This window comes from Nostoc sp. DSM 114161 (assembly GCF_052692665.1).
The window spans coordinates 5,361,302-5,383,589 of the sequence record NZ_CP195141.1; the positions used below are offsets into that span (position 1 = coordinate 5,361,302).

Below are 22,288 nucleotides of genomic sequence, written 5' to 3' on the forward strand. Positions count from 1 at the left end.
TTGAATTGATAATTTTCACTTGATTCAAAGCTGAAAAAATAACGATAGTTTTTATAAATTTATTTGTTGATCGTATACTGATTGAGGTTTATGAAATTTTAGCTGAGATGAAAGAAGCGCCAGGGGCTGACATAATTATTCTCAACAGCCAGCAGCAAGTTTTACTTGTACTTCGAGATAATAAAAGCTCTATTCCTTTTCCCAACACTTGGGCACTACTGGGAGGATATATAGAGGAAAATGAATCAAAAGAAGCAGCTATTCGTAGAGAATTAGTTGAGGAAATGGAATTAGAGTTAGGTGAGATTAAATTCTTTAAGTCTTATTTTTGGCAAGAGTGTGACGAACACATTTTTTGGACTCAGTTGGATTTAGATATTTCCAAAATAACACTGCATGAAGGTCAAAAATTAGCATACTTTAGTCGAGAAGAAATCAAGCAACTGGAATTTGCGTCTCACTACGATGAAATTTTAGTTGAGTTTTTTGATTTCTTAGCAATGAATTTAGAGTTAAGTATGGGTTAAAGGTGATGACAAGCTCAGTTCAAGAAAATTTAAAAAATACACTGCCAACAGATATCGCTCAGGCATTAGAGCGTGCTTTGGATTATTTACCTGGAGGTAAAACAGCAAAAATAGAAAAACCCGAATCTGAAGGATTATTTAACCATATATTATTCATTACAATAGCAGGCGATCGCTACGTTTTTCGTGCTAGGCGAGATGTTACTACTGAAGCTGGTGATGCTTATATGCAGTATATGTATGAAGCTACTGGTTTTATTCAAAATGGCGGCTCATTTAAACTCAGAAATATTGCTGATGAAGTTGATTTTCTAAATCGCGCCTTAGCTGCTGGCTTACCAGTGCCGAAATTAATCCATGCAGCTGAAGATTGGATGCTAATTGAATATGTCACAGGCAAAACTCTATATGAATTTTTAGAAGCTGGAGAAGTAAAATTTTTGCCGAAGATTGTTCAGGAAATGAATTTAGCTCACAGACGCGGAATCATTTATGCCGATCGCTGGGGTGGTAATGAAATGATTGACGCCGAAGGAAACGTGCGGATGATCGATTTTGATATTGAATGGTTTTATCAAGGAGGTAATGATGGCACCCTTGAAGCATTAGAAATGGCATGGACTATTTTTAATGCCATGAGGGTGACAAGCAGGCGAGATGATTTATTAAAAATTGTGGAAACCGAAGTTTTACCATCATTAAAAGTATGGGGCTACGATCTCTGCAAGATGAAAAACTTTATTCAAGGTTTATGCAACTTTTATCTCGATCCCAATAAGCCAAGTAATACTTGGTCTTTCCCAACAAGTTTGTATGTTGCAATGCCTGAACCAGCAAATCGTTTGGTTGCGATGTTTGCTGAATAAGACGCGATAAATCGCCGTCTCTACAAAAATCAATCGGCGATTTGTCGCGTTTTTGAATCTATAATTTTCATCAAAAACCTTAGCGAACCGTATTGCAAACCAACCTAAAAATTGAAATCTGCTGTAATTTAAACCCCGCCCAGAATCATGGCGGGGTTTGACTTTATTTGAAGTTAATCTCTTTCATCACTTTCACGTTATAGTAACGAGAATCTGTGAGAGAATTGGGAATTTGATTAGCTTTAAATGCTGACGTTAAATCCTCGATCGCATCTTGGACTGTATGTGAAGGTACAAATCCCAATTCTTGCTTAATTTTCTCCGAGGAAATATGGTATGAACGCGTATCATTTGTGGGTGTAGTCACAATTTCTACAGAGTCTCCCACCACCTCACGAGTCATCTCTGCAATTTCGCTCACTGTATAATTTTCATATCCAACATTGAAAATTTTGCCATCGATCGCTTCATCCGGCCATTGTAGAGAGTTGAGATAAAACTGAACCATATCTTCAATATGAAGACTGGGGCGTTTATTGTCACCGCCAAAAACTGTAATTTTTTTGTTGTTGATAGCTTGGTTAGTAAAAATGTTGACTATTAAATCTAGTCGCTGGCGAGGAGAGTAACCGCATACTGTTGCAGGACGCACTATTAAAGTCACAAATCCTGGTTCTCGCTTGCTGAGTAATACTTCTTCGCATAAAGCCTTGTAACGAGAATAGTCTGTTAAAGGCATTAATGATAAATCTTCTGTGACATTTTCTGTTTCTTTGATGCCGTAAACGCTGGAGGAAGAAGCGTAGATAAACCGCTTGACTCCTGAATCTTTGGCGACATCTACCAAGTCAAAAAAGGCATCATAATTAATCGAACGCCCTAAATCTGGATCTAATTCAAAACTCGGATCGTTGGAAATACAAGCTAAATGAATCACTGCATCACATCCCGGCATGATTTTTTCCAGGAGTTGGCGATCGCGGATATCACCTTGAATTTCTTCTAAATTAGGATTATCTTTAACAGCAGCTAGTACATCTTTGCCATAAAGATACAAATCTACAACCTTAACTCGATATCCGGCTTGCAAAAGTTTAGGAACTAGGACAGACCCGACATAACCAGCACCGCCGGTGACTAAAACTTGTTTAATTGAACTCATAAATTAGCTCCTTGATAGTATTTTAAGGAAGAATTCTGAATTCTGATTCCTGAATTCTGTTTTCCTAAAACGTACAAATTGTTTTGGCAAATTTGAGTAAGCGTCCTTTCTCTACAGGCTTTTCGTTGCCTAAAATATTTGCCGCGATCGCACCTGCTAAATTTCCTAAAAACGATCCCAACGGCAGGGGTAAATTTAATTTGGCGCTCATACTAGCTAGAGCAAAAAAGGCATCTCCCGCACCTGTGGTATCTTTGACTTGTTGTGTCATCGCTGGGGTAATTTCCATCTCTCCGTTGGCTTGAATTGCCAAAGAACCCGCAGCGCCCAAAGTTAACCAACCTTGTTGCGCTCCTAGATGGTATTGCAAACGTTTTAATAACTCATCTCGATTTCCGTGGCGGTTAGAAAAGGCGAGACGAATTTCTTGCTCGTCTATACAAAAACTATCGGCTCGTTGATATTTACTAATCAAGTTGTAACCGTAATTGGCACTGTTTGTTTGACAATTCAAAGCGAGAAATGGTGCTTGGTTTTGAATTAATTCAATGGCCGATGCATCAATCAGTCCATGACCGTAATCTGCCAAAATTACTAAATCGCAATTTTTGAGTAATTTTTCCCAAGAATCTAAGAGTTTTTGGCGTTCTTGAGGTATTAATCCCTCTTCATTCATCGAGTTAATCGCAAATAGTTGCGTGTAACCCTTTGTTGCTCCCTGTTGTTCGATATAACGACGCTTGGTGACGGTGGAATAATTCTCTGCACACTGCAAATTCAGATGCAGCGAACCATTAACATGATTGGCAATTAAGCGATGGACATCTGGTTCGCTACCGATGGCGCTAGCTAGAGTGACAGACTTGGCAAAACTGGACAGATGGCGAGCGATCGCAAAAACTCCTCCCAAATGCTGTTCCTTTTTCACAAAGCGAGTCGAAGGCGCTCTACCTTTGGAAGTTAATCCTTGAACAGTACAGTGAACAAACTCATCAATAATGATATCGCCAAGAACTAAAACATTGAGATGCTGCATTGCATCGACAGCATCTGTAATCTGCTCAAAACTATACTGCTGACTAAAATCGCTGGCGTAATGTTTTAAGTCTGAAGGAAGAACATCAAGGTAATTATTAATTAACCGCGTTGAGCTAAAAGTAATTTCTTGGGTATAGCGAATGTCACCGCCATAAGCTCTAACTTGGGCAATTTCTTTCTCAATATTGTGGGTTACATCTTTTTCGGTCTGTGCGTATTCATCTCCCTTGCAATAAATATGCGGACGCACTTTTTCAATTACTTCTAAAGCTGTTACCGCCGGGGTTAGAATCACGTAATCAACACAAGCTAAAGCAGCTATGGAACTTACACGCAATTCATCAGAAAATATTGGTCTTCCGGGCCCTCGGTTAATATAGGGAGTTGCAGTTAAAGAAACTACTAACAAATCTCCCATTGCTTTGGCTGCTTGCAAGTGAGCAATGTGTCCGGGGTGCAACAAATCAAATACACCATTGCAGAGAACAATTTTGCGTCCCTGTTCTCGGTAGATAGCAAATACTTCTGCACAGGTTTCAAAGTCAAGACTTTTTTCAGTACCGATCGCTAGTTTCATGGAATCCTAAATTTTGCGGCAATTACATTCAGCTAATTTGTGTCAAAATTACACAAGTTTAAGATGCTTGAATTTCATGAAAACTCAGATAGTTATTTGCATCTCTACTAGGTAAAGCACCTTTAACTAAGCCATCTATTATGCAGTGACAGATACATAAATGCATGATTTCTGCAAAACCATAAGACATAGTTGGAACATAAAAATTTAGATGTCCCATTTGACGCAAAGGATTATTCGGTTGAAAGGCTGAAAGTGTAATTACATGACAATCCATTGCTATTGCTTGGCGAACACCTGCGAGGATGTTTTCTGATTGTCCAGAACTACTAATTGCAAATAAAATATCCCCAGATTGAGCAAATGTAGAGATTGGTTTGCTGAATACTTGTTCGTAACCAAAGTCATTACTAATGCAAGTGACTAAAGCACTATCGTTAAAAGCGATCGCCGGGATGTTTCCATTGCGCCAGAAGTCAATGGCTTGATGACTAGCTACAGTTGCACTCCCTCCATTTCCAATGAAAATAACTTTTCGCTGCTGTTGATGTTGCTGATTTACTAAATCAGCAGCTAGGTTAATCCCGTGAGAATTTGCAAATGATTTCCCTTGGCAATCTGTTACCTGAAATTTTTCTCCAAGATTAGCTAGTTGGCTAAAGTAATCAGTAGAAAAGGAGTATAGTTGCTGTACTGAAGGCATTAGATTTTACCTTGAATTACATTTTTGAGCAATTCTCTTCTATTTTCAGAAAAATAAAAAAGATTTTCTTATACTTAGTTCATTTTTTAATAAAAATTAAACTAATTTTTCACATGCAAATAATAAAATTAAAATTGTACCCATTTTTGAATTTACACAAATATTTAAGATTTTCAATTAATGGCAAATTATTTAAATATTATATTAATAACTACTTAGTTGACTGTGGATTTTTATTTGTTAAATTTTTATTTTTTCAATTAGACAAGTTAAATCTGATAGCCTGACAGAAAGCTTCTTTGACATCCCGAATTTTTCTGGATGAATTTCATTAGCTTTAATTCTATCTCACTTCCAAAAAAGCATTGGACATAACCATTTTTCAAAACTTAATAAGTCACACATATTTTCAATATTCATTACACTCATTAATTTTTCTAATGATACATTCTGAGTTTAGCGGTGTTTCCTGATGTGGTAAAGATTGACTTCCATATAATGTAGAAGTTTGGTTGTGAAGTCTACGGTGCTTGAGTATAAGAGCGTTTAAAAAATTAGTGTTTTAATACTATCTTATTTTTGCATTCAAAATGCAATAGCAAAATCGGACAGTTAAGCGGACAGTTAAGACAGTTAAGCGGACAGTTAAGACAGTTAAGACAGTTAAGGCAGTTAAAAAGAGGCATCGCATTGAAATTACCAAGAAACTTTATGTCATACAAAGTTTTTTTCTAAAATGTAAACAACTTGTAATAGCAATTGCCTTTGACAGATATTTGCAAACAGGTATAATGATGAATCAGAGCATAAAAACAAATTGAAAACTGATTATTTCGCAGCTTTCTGCACTAGTTGTTTAAATTAGATAAAGATTTTTCGCCCCTGTTTGCTGACTAAATTTGAGAATTGTTACTGAATTTAAATATTGATGTAAATAGAATCGGCAACGTCTTCATTCAGGAGTAATAGTGGCAAAATTTCTATTTGTGACCGACTTAGATCACACCTTAGTCGGTGACGATGTAGCTTTAAATAATTTAAATCAATGGCTACACGAGCAACGCCAAAATTACGGTACAGTTATTGCCTATACTACAGGGCGATCGCTACCTCTTTATCAACAATTAATTGCCCAAAAAGAACTCTTAGAACCCGATGTATTAATGCTAGCGGTTGGTACAGAAATATACTATCCAGGTAGCAGTAACCCCGATGATGAATGGCAAACTAAAATCTCCCAAGCTTGGAATCGAGAAATAATAGTAGAGGTAGCAAAACGGTTTCCTTGCCTTGTTCTCCAACCTCCCACAGAACAGACTGACTTCAAAGTTACCTATTACACCTGCCTAGATGGGTTATCTGTTACAGTTCCCCATTTAAAAGCAATTCTCCAGAATCAAGGCATAGCAGTGCAAATGGTAGATTCTTATGATGGCGGATTTTTAGATATATTGCCTGCGTTTGCGAATAAAGCTTCAGCGGCTATTTTTGTGCAACAACGTTTAGGCTTTACCGATGAACAAACTGTGATTTGTGGAGATTCAGGCAACGATTTGTCTATGTTTCAAAATATGCATTGTCCCGCCATTATCGTCGGTAATGCTCGGTTAGAAATATTAAACTGGCATGAAAATTCTCCACCAGGAAAACGCTATCTGGCAAAAGGTAATTTTGCAGCTGGAATTTTAGAAGGATTAGAATACTTCGGATTTTATAGAGGATAATTATGAAAACTATTGTTTATCAATCCTATCACGGGAGTGAAACACCAGCTTGGCTAGAAAAGTGTATGCAAACAGTCAAAGATTGGGCTGAATTGAAGGGCTTTGACTATCAAAGAGAAGACAATTTTTTCGACTATGTTCCAGATTGGTATATAGAGAAAGCCCAAGGAAAAATTAACGTCATTGCAGACCTCGCTAGGCTAGAAATAGCTAGAAAGTTTCTTGAAAAAGGATACGAAAAAACTATTTGGATGGATGCTGATATTGTAGTTTTCGATCCTGAAAAATTAACGATTGACACTACAGAAAATTATTTACTATGCCGTGAAGTCTGGCTAGATACAGCAGATAATATCAACTTACGAGAAGGCCCTTTATTCTGTATCAGCAAAGTCACTAACTCATTGGTCTATTTTGAGCAAAATAATAGTTTCTTGGATTTTTATATATATGCCTGTAAATCAATCATGAAAAATCAAACAGGCAGGTTGTCTAGGCTAGCTGTTAGCACAAAATTTTTAACTAATCTTGATGAAATTATGGAATTACCTGTTTTTCCAAATATCGGGCTTTTTAGTCCTATTCTCATGCATGGACTTATAGAAGAAGAAAAATCAATTATTCAGTTGTATGTAGAATCATTAAAATCACCTGTTTATGCTGCTAATTTATGTTTGTCTTTTAGAAATAAATCCTATAAAGGGATAATGGTGACAGATGAATTCTTTGAGCAAGTAATTGATAAATTGATACGTACTAAGGGACAAACGATTAATCGCTACTTTTCTCCCGCTATCTATAGTTTATAGACGATGGCTGCACTTCTTAACACAGCGAATGATAGCAATATGCTTTTATTTTTATGTTAGTTGAAGAAGAAAAGATGTAAGTAAATAAGTAGTGAATAATCCATTTTTTTTACCAATCATTTATGACACCCACTCGCAAAATAGCCGTAATTGGAAGTAATTCGTTTTCTGGTAGTGATTTTATTGATTTGCTATTGGAAGATGATAAAAATGAAGCGATAGGCATTAGCCGTTCTCCTGAAAAAAGTAAACTTTTCCTTCCTTATCTACAACATAACAACCCTCGATTTGAGTTTCATCAACTGGACTTAAACCGGGATATGGCGAAGATTCTCCAGGTACTAGATGATTTTGCACCTGAATACATTGTCAATTTTGCCGCACAGAGTGAAGTCGGCCCTAGCTGGGTTAATCCTGACCATTGGTATCAAACTAATACAGTGGCGTTGGCTCAATTAATTAATCACTTAAAAGACCAAAAATATCTACGTCGCTACGTTCATATATCTTCTCCAGAAGTATATGGAACTTGCCAAGGTATTGTCACCGAATCTGCTCCTTTAAATCCTTCTACACCTTACGCAGCCTCTAAAGCAGCCGCCGATTTACTGCTTTTCACCTATTATAAAAACTTCCAATTTCCATTAGTTATGGTTCGCTCTACCAATGTCTATGGAGCTTACCAACAACTATTTAAAATCATTCCTCGCTCGGTGATTTATCTGAAATTGGGTAAGACAATTCAACTGCATGGTGGCGGATACGCCAAAAAATCTTACATTCATATCCGCGATATTTCCAGAGGAGAACTCCTCATAATGGAACAAGGAAAAATTGGAGAGATTTATCATCTTTCACCCGACCAAGGTTACGCGGTGCGAGATGTAGTTCAAAACATTTGTGAAGTGATGAATTGCTCTTTTACAGACTCTACTGTGAGCGTAGCAGAACGGTTAGGTCAAGATGCAGCATATATAATTGATTCCACTAAAGCCAGAACTGAATTAGGCTGGTTCCCCCAAGTATATTTAAATGAAGGTATTACTGGAGTTGTCAATTGGGTGAATACTTATTGGGATGAAATTCAGCAACAGCCACTAGAATATATTCATCAACCGTAAAAGAAACTGGGGATTAGGTTTTCAATATAAAAATCAAAGTTTCAGCTTTATTCAAAGTTAGAATGAATGTTTTTCCAGTCCCCAGTACCCAATCCTAAAGCTGGAAATATTTCAACCACAATCATCAAGAAATCTATGCAGATTAATACACCTGATTGGGTCAAACATGCAGTTTTCTACCAAATATTTCCTGACCGCTTTGCTCGGAGTGTTCCAGCACACCAAAGTTGGCTACTGAATGTACCCTTGGAAGATTGGAATGCTCCGCCTACATTTAATGGTTATAAGGGAGGAAATCTTTGGGGAATAATTGAAAAACTAGATTATTTACAAGATTTAGGAATTAATGCAATTTATCTCAACCCCATTTTTACCTCTGCAAGTAATCATCGCTATCATACCCTTAATTACTATCAAGTAGATCCCTTATTAGGTGGCGAGGAAGCATTTACAAATCTCCTCAAAGAAGTTTACCGCCGTAATATTAAACTTGTCTTAGATGGCACTTTTAATCATGCCAGCAGGGGGTTTTATTTTTTCAATGATATTTTAGAAAATGGTCAAAATTCACCTTGGTTTGATTGGTTCAAAATTGAAGGTTGGCCGATCTCACCCTATGATGAATCTCTTCCTGCTAATTATGCTTCGTGGTGTGGTTTTCGTGCTTTACCAGAGTTGAATACCAATAATGCAGGAGTACGCGAATATATTATGCGCGTAGGCGAACATTGGATTCAACGCGGTGCAGATGGTTGGCGTTTAGATTCAGCAGATTACATTAAAACGCCTGGATTTTGGCAAGAGTTTCGCGACCGAGTAAAAGCAGTTAACCCCGAAGCATATATTGTTGGAGAAATTCCAATGGAGGCGACTGAGTGGTTAGATGGAACACAATTTGATGGCGTGTCGAGTCTGCCTTTTCTGAATGCTACCACTGCTTTTATTGTAGGCGATCGCCAAGTCAAAGGACATTTGGAATTCTATGCTCCCCCACCACCTTCTGATGCTGCTGAATATGGGGAAAAAATTAATCAATTGCTACAACTTTATCCTTGGGAAATTCAACTAACTCAACTTAACGGCATCAACAATCACGATACAGCTAGATTAATTGATGTTGCCGGTGGCGATCGCCCCAGTTTATATTTATCAACGTTACTATTATTAACTTTCCCCGGCGCACCTTATATATATTACGGCGATGAAGTTGGTTTGACTGGCGGTTACGATCCTGATTGTCGCAAAGGTTTTCCTAAAAAAGAAGAGTGGGATCGAGATATTCTAGAGTTTCATCGGCAATTAATTAAACTGCGTCTTTCTCATACAGCATTACGAATTGGGGAATATCAAACTTTATATGCCCAAGGACAAGTTTACATTTTTGCGCGGATATTAGAAACAGAAGTTTTAGTAATTGCGGTTAATGCTGGTAATGAAACTGCAAAAGTTAGTATTCAGCCTTCATTGTCATCGCAACCTCAACAAGTCTTATTCATCTATGGTTCTGGTGCAGCAAATTGGAGCGATGAACCAGTACAAGCAACTCTCAACTTTACACTTGCACCCCGCAGTGGATTAATTTTAGGCTAATTTTAATATGAACTCTAATCACTCATTACTATTAGCAACTGACCTAGATGGCACTTTTTTAGGTGGTTCTGAGCAAGAGCGATCGCAATTTTATCAATATATTCACCAACAGCGCGATCGCATTCTTTTAGTATATGTAACCGGTAGAGAACTTGACCGAGTTAGCGAACTATATGAAGACCCAAACATTCCCCAACCCGACTACATTATTGCTGATGTCGGAACCACAATCGTACATGGCGAAACCTTCAAGCCTATTTCTATTTTGCAAGACTGGGTAGCACAAACTTGGGGAAATGCTAACGAAAAAGTCAAAGCTTTATTAGCCAATGAACCCGGATTAAAATTACAGTCTGTTAATCCCGACTATCGTGTATCGTACTACTATGAACCGGAAACCTTGCAACCTCAAACCATTCAAAAAGTAATTGATGCTGGATTTGATACCATCCTTTCCCATGACATGAGATTAGACTACTATTATTTTGATGTCATGCCAAAAGGCGTTTCTAAAGGCCCAACCCTCCTAAGATTTTTGGCAGAAATGAATTTTAATTTTGATGACACAGTTACTTGTGGAGATACACTCAACGATTTCTCATTATTTGAGACAGGATTAAAAGGTATTGCTGTGGGAAATTCCGAACCCAGATTAGTTGAGAAAATTCAAACAATGGAGAACGTTTACTACAGTCCTTATCCTGGGGTGATGGGTATTTGGGATGGTCTCAAAAAGTACGGCAAAAATTAAAAATAGTTAAATAATTTCTGGGATTTTCCGGAATGTTAAAATCATCTCCTAATGTAAAGCAAGTATCTAGTATTATACGTGGCTATATGCCCGTATTAAATGGCTATCGTGGTATAGCTATTTTGTTAGTTTTTCTGCGTCATTGTATTTCCGAACCTGCTGCTGAACGCATTAACTTTGTAGAAAAATTTTACACAAAATTGATGTTTTTAGGTTGGTGTGGAGTTGATGCTTTTTTTGTTCTTTCTGGATTTCTGATTACAGGAATCCTCCTTGATAGCCGCGAAAAACCGAATTATTTCAAAAATTTCTATGCCAGACGAATGCTCAGAATATTTCCTGCTTACTATGTTTTCTTGAGCATTTTTTTAGGAATAATACATCCACTGATTCGGAGTTATGAATCTCTAAATCATATAGATAGTAGCCAAATTTGGTATTGGTTTTATCTACAAAACTGGTACATGATATTTCGAGGAGACTTTCTGATTGGCCCAATCAGCCACCTTTGGAGTTTAGCTATTGAGGAACAATTTTATCTTATCTGTCCGGCGTTGATTTATTTTTTGCCTCGCAGGCTCTTAGACTGGTTTTTTGGAACAGTCATTTTGTCTGCTGTCTTTTTTCGCAGTTGGTTGTTATTAACTCATCCTTTAACTGATAACCTTTTTAGTAGTATCTTTGTTAATCCTGTCTGTCGTGTGGATGCCCTAACGATAGGTTCTTTGATAGCCTTGTGGATGCGTTCAGATAGAATACTTCCTCGGTTATTATCGATTTCTCCAATACTTCTGATTGTGAGTGCTATTAGTTTGGGCATTATGGAAATCACTCAAGGAGGACTCGATATATTAAATCCAGTGCTTGAATCAATCGGCTTTTCTATACTAGCTATCTTCTTTGGTTCGCTGTTAATTTTGTCCGTCACACAATCAGAAAATAGCCTTTTGGTCAAATGTCTAAGTTGGTCGCCGCTACAAGGATTAGGTACTATTAGTTACGGGTTTTACATTTATCATTTTCCTATATTGTGGATGTTTTGTGACAGGATTTATGAATATATGGGTTACTCTTTTATCGTGGGACATTTAGCTACTGTGTTATTTTGTGGAGTGTTGACATTATCTGTCTCACTTGTCAGTTGGTATTGTTTAGAGCAACCTATCCTTCGTCTCAAGACTTATTTTTCATCAAACCCGGAAAATAACTTGAGTTCTAGTGTTAATGCTTGAAAAATGATTGCGACAATCCTAAATCTAAAATCCAAAATAAGATAAACTACAAAAATCAATGACTGTAACAAAACTCCGTTTTCCCATTGACTTAGATGCTTACAAACAGTTGAAATTAGACCCGACTAATTCAACTTTGACGAATGAACAGCGAGAAACGTTGAAGGCTAATATTCAACTTTGTCGAGATACTATTGTTTTCTTTACAGCCATAGCAGCAGCAAAAGGTGTAGGCGGCCATACAGGAGGAGCTTATGATACAGTTCCCGAAGTGATGATTTTAGATGCTTTCTTTCGGGGATCGGCAGAGAAATTTGTGCCGATTTTCTTTGACGAAGCAGGACACAGAGTCGCCACACAATATTTAATGGCTGCTTTACATGGCGATCTTGATGTGGAAGAATTGCTGCATTATCGAGAACCTTATTCTAAACTGCTTGCTCATCCAGAACGGGGACGCACTCCTGGGGTGAAATTTAGCGCCGGTAGATTAGGACATTTGTGGCCTTATGTGAATGGAGTTGCGATCGCCAATCCGCAAAAAGTAGTATTCTGTTTGGGATCGGATGGTTCCCAGCAAGAAGGAAATAACGCCGAAGCCGCACGTTTAGCCGTCGCCAAGAATCTCAATGTCAAATTAATTATTGACGATAACAATTCCACTTGTAGCGGCTATCCTTCAGATTATTTACCAGGCTACGATGTCAGTCAAACCTTAGCCGGACACGGACTAACTGTACTCGCTGGACAAGGCGAAGATTTGGATGATTTGTATAGTCGTCTGTGTCAAGCAGCTACCACAAACGGCCCGGTAGCAGTTGTGAATAAACGTCAGATGTGTCCTGGTATTGCTGGGGTAGAAGGTACGCCATTGGGTCATGATGCATTATCGCCTGATTTGGCGATCGCATATCTCGAAACTCGCGGACACACTCAAGCCGCTAATTATCTCAAAGCAATTGTTCCACTCAAAGCAAGCTACACCTTTACGGGTTCTAGCAGCAAAACTCGCCATATCTTCGATGCTACCGTTGTTTCAATTCTCAGTCGGATGACTCCAGCCGAACGCCAAGAAAAGGTAATGTGCATTGATAGTGATTTAGGAGAATCTTGCGGGATCAACAAAATTAGTCAAGCCTATCCAGAAATTTTCTATCACGGCGGCATCATGGAACGCGGAAACTTCGCGGCAGCGGCGGGGTTTGGCATGGAAAAGGGAAAACAGGGCATTTTCAGCACCTACAGCGCCTTTTTAGAAATGTGCATTTCCGAAATCACAATGGCCCGGCTGAATAAATCTAACGTTCTGTGCCAATTTTCCCACAGTGGCATAGATGAATTAGCAGACAACACCTGCCATTTTGGTCTGAATAACATGTTTGCAGACAACGGCTTAGACGATGGCTACGAAACCCGTCTTTATTACCCAGCCGATGGCGGACAAATGAAAGCTTGTGTCGAAACTATATTCCATCAACCTGGTTTAAGGTTTCTCTTTTCCAGCCGTTCCCCAGTCCCCGATATCCTCGATACTGAGGGCAAACCTTTGTTTGGAGAAAGCTATACCTTTGTTCCTGGCAAAGATGACGTGATACGCGAAGGTACAGCCGGCTACATCGTCAGTTTTGGCGAAGTACTTTATCGCGCCTTGAATGTAGTAGAAAACCTCAAGCAACAAGGCATCGATGTCGGCTTAATTAACAAGCCAACCCTAAATATGGTTGATGAAGAAATCATCGCAAAGATTGGTTCCACACCTTTTGTTTTGGTCGTGGAATCATTAAATCGCCGCACAGGTTTAGGAATTCGTTTTGGTTCCTGGTTACTAGAGAGAGGTTTCTCCCCTAAATATGCATACATGGGTACTCATCAAGAAGGATGTAGTGGAGTATGGGAACAATTACCGAATCAAGGTATTGATGCTATTGGGATTATGAACCAAGTCAAGAAACTTCTTGCTTAGATATTAGACTTCTTGCAAAAGTCTTTCTTTGCGTTCTCTTCTCTGCGCCTCTGCGCCTCTGCGTGAGAGAAAAAAATATTTATGCAAGAGGTCTATTGAGTATAGCAATCCTATTTAATTTGTGAACTTATTACGTTAGGCACGTTGACTGATGACTGTTATCAGTCAACAATTAGTCAAATGATAAAAGTAGCTTTCCTTGACCGCGACGGTGTTATCAATGTTGATTACGGCTATGTTTTTAAACGCGACCAGTTTGAATTTCTCGATGGTCTGTTTACCGTCTGTCGTCTATTGCACGATTTAAGTTATGAATTGATTGTAATTACTAATCAGTCAGGCATTGCTCGTGGTTATTATTCTGAACACGATTTTTTAGACCTAACTGTATGGATGTGCGAACAATTTAAAAAACAAGGTGTACCATTGCTTGATGTATTTTATTGCCCACATCATCCCGAAGCTGCCATATCTAATTACCGTCAAAACTGCCGATGTCGTAAACCATCCCCAGGAATGATTGAGCAAGCTTGTGAAAAATATCCAATAGACCTAGAAAACTCAATCTTGATTGGTGATAAAATATCTGATATGGAAGCTGCTAAAGCGGCGGCGATCGGTAAATTTTATTTACTTAGTCAAGAAATTGTTGAAGAACAATTAATAGTCTCAGCTCGGCTGGATAATTTACTCCAACTCAGGTATTTCATTTAAAAATAATTTATGCACCCACACCTATAAGATAAATATAGTAGGGTGCGTTAGGCTGAGCCGTAACGCACCACTAATTCTTCTACAGAAGGTGCGTTATTGAATTTCATAGAATTTCCATCAATTCCTACTAAAAAATAGCAAGATTACTTCGTTGCTGCAACTTCAACTCAGAAGGCTATAGTCAGATGAATAAAGCTTGGCGCTATTTACAAGAATTTTTGATATTTAAATTAATATATCCTGTTGTATTAAAATATATTAACGAACATCTCATCATCCTAACTGACGAGATGGAGAAAGACCGAAGGGAAAATAACATTCCCAAATTAGAAACAGAATATCAACAATTACCTATTCTTCGGTTGATTTATTCAATTTTATTTAATTATCTTCATCAAAATTTAATTTCCAGGATAGGTTTGCTCGAACAATCTCAAGCTGAGAATAATCTTTATCAATTAAACTATGAAGAAATTATTCAGATTAAACCAGCTATCAGCTATCAAGAAATTCCGGCTGCATTTAGAGAAAAAGAAGGTAAATTTGAATTCACTAATCCTTTTGCTGCGGTTGTCAAAAATATAGAATTATTTGGGATTCATGCTATTGGATTTACTGAAGATAAAAAAATTATCTTAGAAACAGCTTTAGATAGAGTAGATGTTTTAGAACATACGGCCATTTCCACACTCAGACAAGGTTTTAATTCTCAATATCTTACACCAGTAGCAAATTTAGAGCATATAGATTTAGCTTGTTCGCTAGTTAATTATTGGAGTCCTTTATATGCTCATTGGATATATGAGGCTTTAACTCGATTAGAAGTATTTGAATATTATTCTCAAAAAACAGGCAAAAAACCAAAATTAATTATCGATAAAAACCCTCCACCTTGGGAAACTCGTTCTCTCGAATTGATGGGTTATCGTCCAGAAGATTATATCGAATGGAATGGAGCTAGAGCGAAAATTAACGAATTAGTTGTTTGTTCTAAACGACGAGAAGGAGGACGTATTTCCATCAAAGCTTGTCACTGGATAAGAGAACGTATTTTGAGCAATGTCGATACTTATGCAAATCCAAACCTGTTTTTGAGTCCCAAGATTTTTATTTCCCGGAAAAAAGCCAATGCTCGGCGCATTCTGAACGAAGAAGAAGTAATAAATACTTTAGCTAAAATTGGTTTTGTTCCTTATGTGCTTGAAGATTTAGATTTTGCAGATCAAGTGAGATTATTTGCTCAAGCTGAATTTATTATTGCTCCTCATGGGGGTGGAGTCACAAATATTATTTTCTCCAAAAATTTAAGTTTAATTGAGCTTTTTGGTCAGAAAATTAGCCATTTTTATTACACAGTGGCTCAAGGGTTAGGATTTGATTATACTTGTATGTTTTGCGAATCAAAAAATGAAGATATTATTATTAATTGTAAAGATTTAAATAAAATAATTTATAGAATGGCCAAAGTGTAATAATTTTAGTTTTAAACTTGCAGTCAGCAGTGGATTAATCTTAGTTAAACTAATAAAAACAAAGCAAAATAACCTAAAAAATAGTTTATCGCTAAAGCAAATTTATGATTCAAAGCAGTTATTTTAAAAATATATCAGTTTCATTTAAACCATTAGTTATATTTTCTCTAAGCTTAATTTTTATGTTTTTTCTAATTTTATCTACTGGATTATTAAATACAGTTTTTCCCTATTCGGATACACCTCAAAACCATGATGAGACTAGTTTGAAATGGAAATATTTCACTGAGCATAAAGATGATTATGATATTCTTTTCTTAGGGGGAAGTGTTACACATTTTGGAGTTATTCCAAAATTATTTGATGAATTTATGCTAAAAGAAGGTAGCAATATAAAATCTTTTAATTTTGGTATTCAAGGTGCAAACGCATCGCAAGTTGATTTTTACTTACAAAAGATTCTGACTAGAAAGCCAGCAAATTTAAAGTGGATATTCATAGACTGTCCCTTTGATTTGTACATAGTTGAATTTCCTAGATCTCTTACAGATATTTATTGGCATACTCCTCAAAAAACGATAGAAAGTTTTCAATTAACTCTTGAAACTAATGAAAGCTGGAAAACGAAAGCTAAAAAAATATATGTTAATTTTCAAAGCTTTGTTTACCGATGGCTAGGTATTGCTAGGGTTTCTAATTGGTGGAATGAAAAAATATTAAGCTTAAGTTTAACAAAAGCAGACTCACTAGGTTCATTATCAGCAACATCTGAGGATAAACTTATCGAAGAATCTGGATATTATGCAATAGATTGGAGAGAAGATTTTGATAATTGGAAGAAAAGATTTTTTAACATTGAAAAATCTAATAAATATCAGAAAGACTTACAAGAAGAATTGGCAAAAATACAAAATCTCAGCCAAAAAAATATGTTATTGGCAGATCAAAATTCTCATTTTCAGGGAATAAAAATTGTTAAAAATATTCTTTCACGAATTGAACATCAAAATGAACATGGTTCACAAAAAATTGAGCCTATATTTGTTATTCCTCCAACTTTAGAAGCTAATTACAATAATTCTGCTATGATACAAGCATATAATTTAGGATATATTTCTACCTTATTTGCTTTTAATAAACCCAATATTTATACTAATTTATTTCAACTTGATAGAAGAGTCGATGCTGCACATCTAAATCACCAAGGATCTAAGGAATACACGTTGTCTCTAGCAAAAGAATTTTCTCAGCATCTTAAAAACCCGACAAAATTTTAATATTTATATTTATATATGGTATTTACAGAATTTCGTTTTCTCTTTTTCTTCCTTATCGTTTTCTGCATCTACTGGGGTTTACAGCAATCCAATCATCGTAAATTTTGGTTACTAATTTGTAGTTTTCTTTTTTATAGTGCTTGGGATTGGCGTTTTCTTTTCCTGTTATTGTTCTCGACAGTGATTGACTACTTTGTTGGTTTGATGATGTCTAGACCACAGCTTGATTCTTCAATAACAGGACAAGAAATTCAAAAAAGTAAAGCACTACAATACGGAGAAACGAAGAACAGATGGATAAATGTATTTTCTTGGAATGCACTGCTGAGTAAACCGCTAAATCGGCAGCAACGTCTAGGATGGTTGATAGTCAGCCTAGTTGCAAATCTAGGTTTATTAGGATTTTTTAAATATTATAATTTTTTTGCTGATTCTGCCTCACACTTATTAAATTTTTTAGGTTTACCTATTAGTATTAAATCCCTTCAAATCATTTTGCCAGTAGGGATTAGTTTTTACACATTTCAAACTCTAAGCTATTCGATTGATGCATATCTTGGTAAACTCAAACCTATTAGAAGTTTTTGGGATTTTGCTTTATTTGTAACTTTTTTCCCTCAACTGGTTGCAGGCCCTATTGTCCGTGCATCTACTTTTTTGCCTCAATTACTAACCCCAAAAAATCTAAACGATGTTGATGTTCGAGGGTTTTTAACACTATTTTTAGTGGGATATTTTAAAAAAGCTTGTATTTCGGATAATCTTTCTCCTCTAGTAGACCAATATTTTACAAACCCAGAAAATTATACCGCTTTAAGCTGTTGGATTGCTGTTGTCTCTTTCGCAGTACAAATATACTGCGACTTTTCTGGCTATTCAGATATGGCGATCGCTTGTGCAGGTTTACTGGGATACAAGCTACCTCTGAACTTTAATTTTCCCTACTTTTCCAGTAGTGTCACTGATTTGTGGCAACGTTGGCATATTACCCTCTACAGTTGGCTTCGAGATTATGTCTATTTTCCTTTGATGATCGCGCTAAGAAAAAGTCAACGAATAGAACTGGTTGCCTACGGAAATCTTTTCATTACGATGCTCCTATCAGGACTCTGGCATGGAGCAGCTTGGCATTTTGTAGTTTGGGGAGGATTGAATGGAATTGCTTTAGTTGTTCACAAACAATGGTCATTTTGGGTTGCTCCCTACAACTGGTTACTACCTCTAAGAAACATGATAGGTATCCCCCTCACTTTTTACTGGTTTTGTGCCTCTTCAATTTTGTTTCGGAGTAACGATTTAGCGACTGCTATGCAAGTGGGGAAATCCTTTATATTCTTAAATTCTCCTGGTTTTCAAAACTTAAACATCCAAGTTGCATGGATTTTTGTACCTTTAATCATAATGCACTGGGCAGCTTATAAACTTGAGGGAATTGATTGGTGGCGGAAAATTCCCAACTGGAGTTTTGCAGCTTTATTTGGAGTGTTAGTTTCAGTAATACTTCGGTTTGTAGCAATGAGTCCTCAACCCTTTGTCTACTTTCAGTTTTAGTTGAGTTTTCTGTTTGTCTTATTTACTACCACCAGCTGTTTAAAATTATATTTCCCAACTTTTGAAAATGTCGTTTTGTAATTCAGTTAAATTACTATGGAAATTGAGCAAAAGAATAACAACATATACAATCAAGATCCGAGCAGCGTAGATTGTGAAGTCAGTCTCAATGAATATTTGTTGAAAAGAGTTATATCTCCCAAAGCCTACGTTACAACTCCTGCGGAATATTGCACTAATTTTAAGATTAAAAAAGGAGAACTGTTGCTTGAGCTTTTTTATGCTAATAACCCAGGAAATATTCAAACTTGGGTTGAAGTATCTGGAGGAGCTAATGCTGATTTTGATTGGCATGGATTACAGGAAGATTGGTTAATATTATTGCAAGGCTCGCATAGTGTTGAAGTTATTGAGCTACCAAACATTGATTTAAAATCGGTATACGAAGATGTGATATATTTAAAATCAAAAAAAAAGCCTATTACGCTTGCTAGTCTTCAAGTTACTAACTATCGAAGTTACGAAGAACTTAAAGAAGCTGGGCTAACTAGAGTAATCGAATTATCGTCTTCACCAGAATTGAGCGTTAATAATATTCCGATTGTGGTTATTCCTCAGGGAGTTTTTCACTCTGCTATAACATCTAGTCGCTGCTTAATGCTGAACTTAGGAAAAAAATTTGGCATATCTAGTAATTACAGAGAGTATAGTAAGTTAGAATATCAAACGTATGCAAGATAAAGATCCTGAGTATAAATAAGAAATTGCGAGATAGCTTTTGTTAGTAATTAATTATAAACAACGTATACAATAAATACTTTTTATGGAAGCAAACATGGCGTATTTACTACAAGATTTATTAGAAATAAATGCAGTAAATTATTCAGATAAAGAAGCTGTAATTTATAAAAATCAAAGTATAAATTATCAACAGCTAGATAAAGTTTCTAATCAGTTAGCTCGTGTTCTTAATGATGCTGGAATAGGCAAAGGCGATCGCGTTGGTATTTGTCTAAACAAATCCATCGAAGCAGTAATAACTATTTACGGCATACTGAAAGCTGGCGCTGCCTATGTTCCTATAGATCCATTAGCTCCAGTTAAGCGCCTGAGATTCTTAATTGAAGATTGCGAACTAAAGGCTCTGGTGACTACTAGCCTAAAGCTTACCAAACTCTATGAAGATGTAATAGATAGTAATTTTTCTCAATATCTACAATGCGTCATTCTCGAAGATTTAGGTACGCAAGAAAGCGAAAGTGAGCTTTTCCCAACAAATATAGTTACATGGCAAGAGGTATTGCGATCGCCTGACTCTCCCTTATCGCCAACTGCTCTGATTGACCAAGATTTAGCTACTATCATGTACACTTCAGGTTCAACTGGCAAACCAAAAGGGGTAATGATTAGCCATCGAGCTTTACTGACTTCTGTTAACTGCTTTTATCGAGGTTTTGATGTCCAGCCTACCGATCGGATATCCGGTCTGTTTCCTATCTATTTTATCGGCTCAATTTTTGATATTTTTTTGCCGATTAAGGCAGGAGCAACTCTAATTTTAGTTCCCTCAGAACTCTCCGTTCTGCCAATAGAATTGAGCAAGTTTACAGAAAATCAACGAATTACAATCTGGTCTTCAGTATCATCTTTACTAACCCAACTTGTACTCCGGGGAAATTTAGACGAGTATAAATTTCCAGATTTAAGAATAATTATCTTTGGTGGCGAAATATTTCCTCAAAAATATCTTCATAATCTGATGAAGGCGATTCCCCAGGCTAAGTATTATCAGCTCTACGGTTCTACAGAAGCATTCCCTCGTACCTTTTATTTACTTGGAGATATTACTCCAGAAATGAAAAAAATTCCTATTGGGAAAGCATTCCCTAATATTGATTTATTTGTGGTTAATGAAGACAATCAAATTGTTAATCCTGGAGAAAGTGGCGAACTTTGTATGCGAGGGTCATCACTCATGAAAGGATACTGGAAAATGCTTGAAAAAACCAAAGAGGTTTTGGTTCCTTATGTACTTAATCCACACCTGGGTGAAGAAATTGTCTTCCGTACTGGCGATATAGTGAAACAAGATGCAGATGGCAATTATATTTATGTAGATCGTGGTGACTACCAAATTAAAAGTCGGGGATACCGTATTGAATTGGGAGAAATCGAGACTACGCTTTACAGCCATCCAGATATTGAAGAAGCAGTAGTTATTGCCATTCCCGACGAACAAATCAGCAATCGTATCGAGGCTATAGTTGTGGTCAAAGAAGAGAGTAATTTGAAACAACACGATTTGCAATATTTTTGTGCAGAGCGTCTTCCCAAATATATGATTCCTGAGAATATTGACTTTCGCCATACCTCTTTGCCTAAAACAGTTACAGGCAAAATTAACAGGAATTTACTACGCACAGAAGCTATTGAGAAAAATTTAAAACCATAGTGAGCTTTTTTTAGCATTTCATAGAAACCCCGATACGAATCATAAAAAGTGCCGCGTTCTAACTAAAAAATATATATTTGAATAAATTAAAAATACTTGAAAAATATTTCAACAAGGAGCTTAATAATTATGCCGACGAACAAGTACACCGAAGCGGAGATAGAAAAAATAATTAAAGAGCATATCGTTCAAAATTTTATGTACAATAGAACTGATATAAGTTTCTCAAATGAAATGCTTTTAATTGAAGCAGGAATTATTGACTCAATAAGCATTTTTAAGCTAGCTAGCTTTCTGGAAGAAAAGTTTGGTTTTACGTTAAATTCAAAAGAATTATTATTAGATAACTTTGAATCGGTTAATGCTATTAAGCATTTGGTTGTTCAAAAAGTAGTAAATTGATTTGGTTTATAGAATGACAAAAACTAGAAATAACGAACTGCAAAGGACGCATAGACACGAAGTGGCTTCCCGCAGGGTAGGGCACAAAGAAATAAGAGCAAGAGAGAGTTTTTGCGTAAGTCCTAATAAGGTTTTTGGGTATTTTAGCTGATTAACAAAATGTACTTTTTTTAACCTCTCACAGGTGCGCCAGTAGTAGCGTGGCAAGGCTAAAATGTTGCAATAAATTTTATTGTGGGATGGGTGTCCTCACCCGTCCGGGCGGGCAGGATGCCCACCCCACAAGAGTTTACTAATGCACTATTTTAAGCTTGCCACGCCAGTAGGGTGCGTTAGGCTGCGCCGTAACGCACCGCT

At 36.7% G+C, this 22,288-nt stretch carries 19 protein-coding genes; 16 read left to right on the forward strand and 3 right to left on the reverse strand.

Features of this window, described 5'->3' with window-relative positions; genetic code table 11:
* Positions 1 to 107 precede the first annotated feature (107 nt).
* Both NSTC745_RS22780 and NSTC745_RS22785 read left to right on the forward strand, forming a co-directional pair.
* Positions 108 to 527 (forward strand): NUDIX hydrolase, encoded by a 420-nt coding sequence (locus NSTC745_RS22780; RefSeq protein ID WP_445632982.1) that lies wholly within the window; start codon positions 108 to 110, stop codon positions 525 to 527.
* A 5-nt stretch (positions 528 to 532) separates the two neighbouring features.
* Positions 533 to 1,393, forward strand: a complete 861-nt coding sequence (locus tag NSTC745_RS22785; protein ID WP_445632983.1) for a hypothetical protein — start codon at positions 533 to 535, stop codon at positions 1,391 to 1,393.
* Between the two features lie 163 nt (positions 1,394 to 1,556).
* Here NSTC745_RS22785 and NSTC745_RS22790 read toward each other — a convergent pair whose 3' ends face one another.
* From NSTC745_RS22790 to NSTC745_RS22800, 3 genes are all read right to left on the reverse strand, one after another.
* Positions 1,557 to 2,555, reverse strand: a complete 999-nt coding sequence (locus NSTC745_RS22790; protein WP_445632984.1) for an NAD-dependent epimerase/dehydratase family protein — start codon at positions 2,553 to 2,555, stop codon at positions 1,557 to 1,559.
* 64 nt (positions 2,556 to 2,619) lie between these two features.
* Positions 2,620 to 4,170, reverse strand: a complete 1,551-nt coding sequence (locus NSTC745_RS22795) for a PfkB family carbohydrate kinase (protein ID WP_445632985.1) — start codon at positions 4,168 to 4,170, stop codon at positions 2,620 to 2,622.
* 58 nt (positions 4,171 to 4,228) lie between these two features.
* On the reverse strand, positions 4,229 to 4,873 hold the full coding sequence (locus NSTC745_RS22800) for an SIS domain-containing protein (protein WP_445632986.1): 645 nt from the start codon (positions 4,871 to 4,873) through the stop codon (positions 4,229 to 4,231).
* 986 nt (positions 4,874 to 5,859) lie between these two features.
* On the opposite strand from NSTC745_RS22800, the gene NSTC745_RS22805 reads away from it, so the two are divergent.
* From NSTC745_RS22805 to NSTC745_RS22870, 14 genes are all read left to right on the forward strand, one after another.
* Entirely contained in the window at positions 5,860 to 6,597 is a 738-nt protein-coding gene (locus NSTC745_RS22805) for a sucrose-phosphate phosphatase (protein ID WP_445632987.1), read from the forward strand.
* A gap of 2 nt (positions 6,598 to 6,599) precedes the next feature.
* Positions 6,600 to 7,406, forward strand: a complete 807-nt coding sequence (locus NSTC745_RS22810) for a hypothetical protein (RefSeq protein ID WP_445632988.1) — start codon at positions 6,600 to 6,602, stop codon at positions 7,404 to 7,406.
* A 122-nt stretch (positions 7,407 to 7,528) separates the two neighbouring features.
* A complete protein-coding gene (locus NSTC745_RS22815) occupies positions 7,529 to 8,527 on the forward strand; it encodes a GDP-mannose 4,6-dehydratase (RefSeq protein WP_445632989.1) in 999 nt (332 codons plus the stop codon).
* Positions 8,528 to 8,662: 135 nt separating this feature from the next.
* Positions 8,663 to 10,117, forward strand: a complete 1,455-nt coding sequence (locus tag NSTC745_RS22820; protein ID WP_445638667.1) for a glycoside hydrolase family 13 protein — start codon at positions 8,663 to 8,665, stop codon at positions 10,115 to 10,117.
* A gap of 7 nt (positions 10,118 to 10,124) precedes the next feature.
* Complete coding sequence (locus tag NSTC745_RS22825) at positions 10,125 to 10,868, forward strand: HAD-IIB family hydrolase (RefSeq protein WP_445632990.1); 744 nt, start codon at positions 10,125 to 10,127, stop codon at positions 10,866 to 10,868.
* 32 nt (positions 10,869 to 10,900) lie between these two features.
* On the forward strand, positions 10,901 to 12,100 hold the full coding sequence (locus tag NSTC745_RS22830; RefSeq protein ID WP_445632991.1) for an acyltransferase family protein: 1,200 nt from the start codon (positions 10,901 to 10,903) through the stop codon (positions 12,098 to 12,100).
* Positions 12,101 to 12,158: 58 nt separating this feature from the next.
* Entirely contained in the window at positions 12,159 to 14,063 is a 1,905-nt protein-coding gene (locus tag NSTC745_RS22835) for a transketolase C-terminal domain-containing protein (protein WP_445632992.1), read from the forward strand.
* A 180-nt stretch (positions 14,064 to 14,243) separates the two neighbouring features.
* Positions 14,244 to 14,777 carry a D-glycero-beta-D-manno-heptose 1,7-bisphosphate 7-phosphatase gene (gene gmhB, locus NSTC745_RS22840; RefSeq protein WP_445632993.1) on the forward strand — a complete coding sequence of 178 codons (534 nt, stop codon included), beginning with the start codon at positions 14,244 to 14,246 and terminating at the stop codon, positions 14,775 to 14,777.
* Positions 14,778 to 14,962: 185 nt separating this feature from the next.
* Positions 14,963 to 16,249: a glycosyltransferase family 61 protein gene (locus NSTC745_RS22845; protein ID WP_445632994.1), complete on the forward strand. Its 1,287-nt coding sequence runs from the start codon at positions 14,963 to 14,965 to the stop codon at positions 16,247 to 16,249.
* Positions 16,250 to 16,353: 104 nt separating this feature from the next.
* Complete coding sequence (locus NSTC745_RS22850) at positions 16,354 to 17,526, forward strand: hypothetical protein (RefSeq protein WP_445632995.1); 1,173 nt, start codon at positions 16,354 to 16,356, stop codon at positions 17,524 to 17,526.
* 180 nt (positions 17,527 to 17,706) lie between these two features.
* Positions 17,707 to 19,077 (forward strand): MBOAT family O-acyltransferase, encoded by a 1,371-nt coding sequence (locus NSTC745_RS22855; RefSeq protein ID WP_445632996.1) that lies wholly within the window; start codon positions 17,707 to 17,709, stop codon positions 19,075 to 19,077.
* A 96-nt stretch (positions 19,078 to 19,173) separates the two neighbouring features.
* Positions 19,174 to 19,818: a hypothetical protein gene (locus NSTC745_RS22860; protein WP_445632997.1), complete on the forward strand. Its 645-nt coding sequence runs from the start codon at positions 19,174 to 19,176 to the stop codon at positions 19,816 to 19,818.
* 94 nt (positions 19,819 to 19,912) lie between these two features.
* Positions 19,913 to 21,529 carry an amino acid adenylation domain-containing protein gene (locus NSTC745_RS22865; protein WP_445632998.1) on the forward strand — a complete coding sequence of 539 codons (1,617 nt, stop codon included), beginning with the start codon at positions 19,913 to 19,915 and terminating at the stop codon, positions 21,527 to 21,529.
* Between the two features lie 129 nt (positions 21,530 to 21,658).
* Positions 21,659 to 21,931, forward strand: a complete 273-nt coding sequence (locus tag NSTC745_RS22870; RefSeq protein ID WP_445632999.1) for an acyl carrier protein — start codon at positions 21,659 to 21,661, stop codon at positions 21,929 to 21,931.
* Positions 21,932 to 22,288 lie beyond the last annotated feature (357 nt).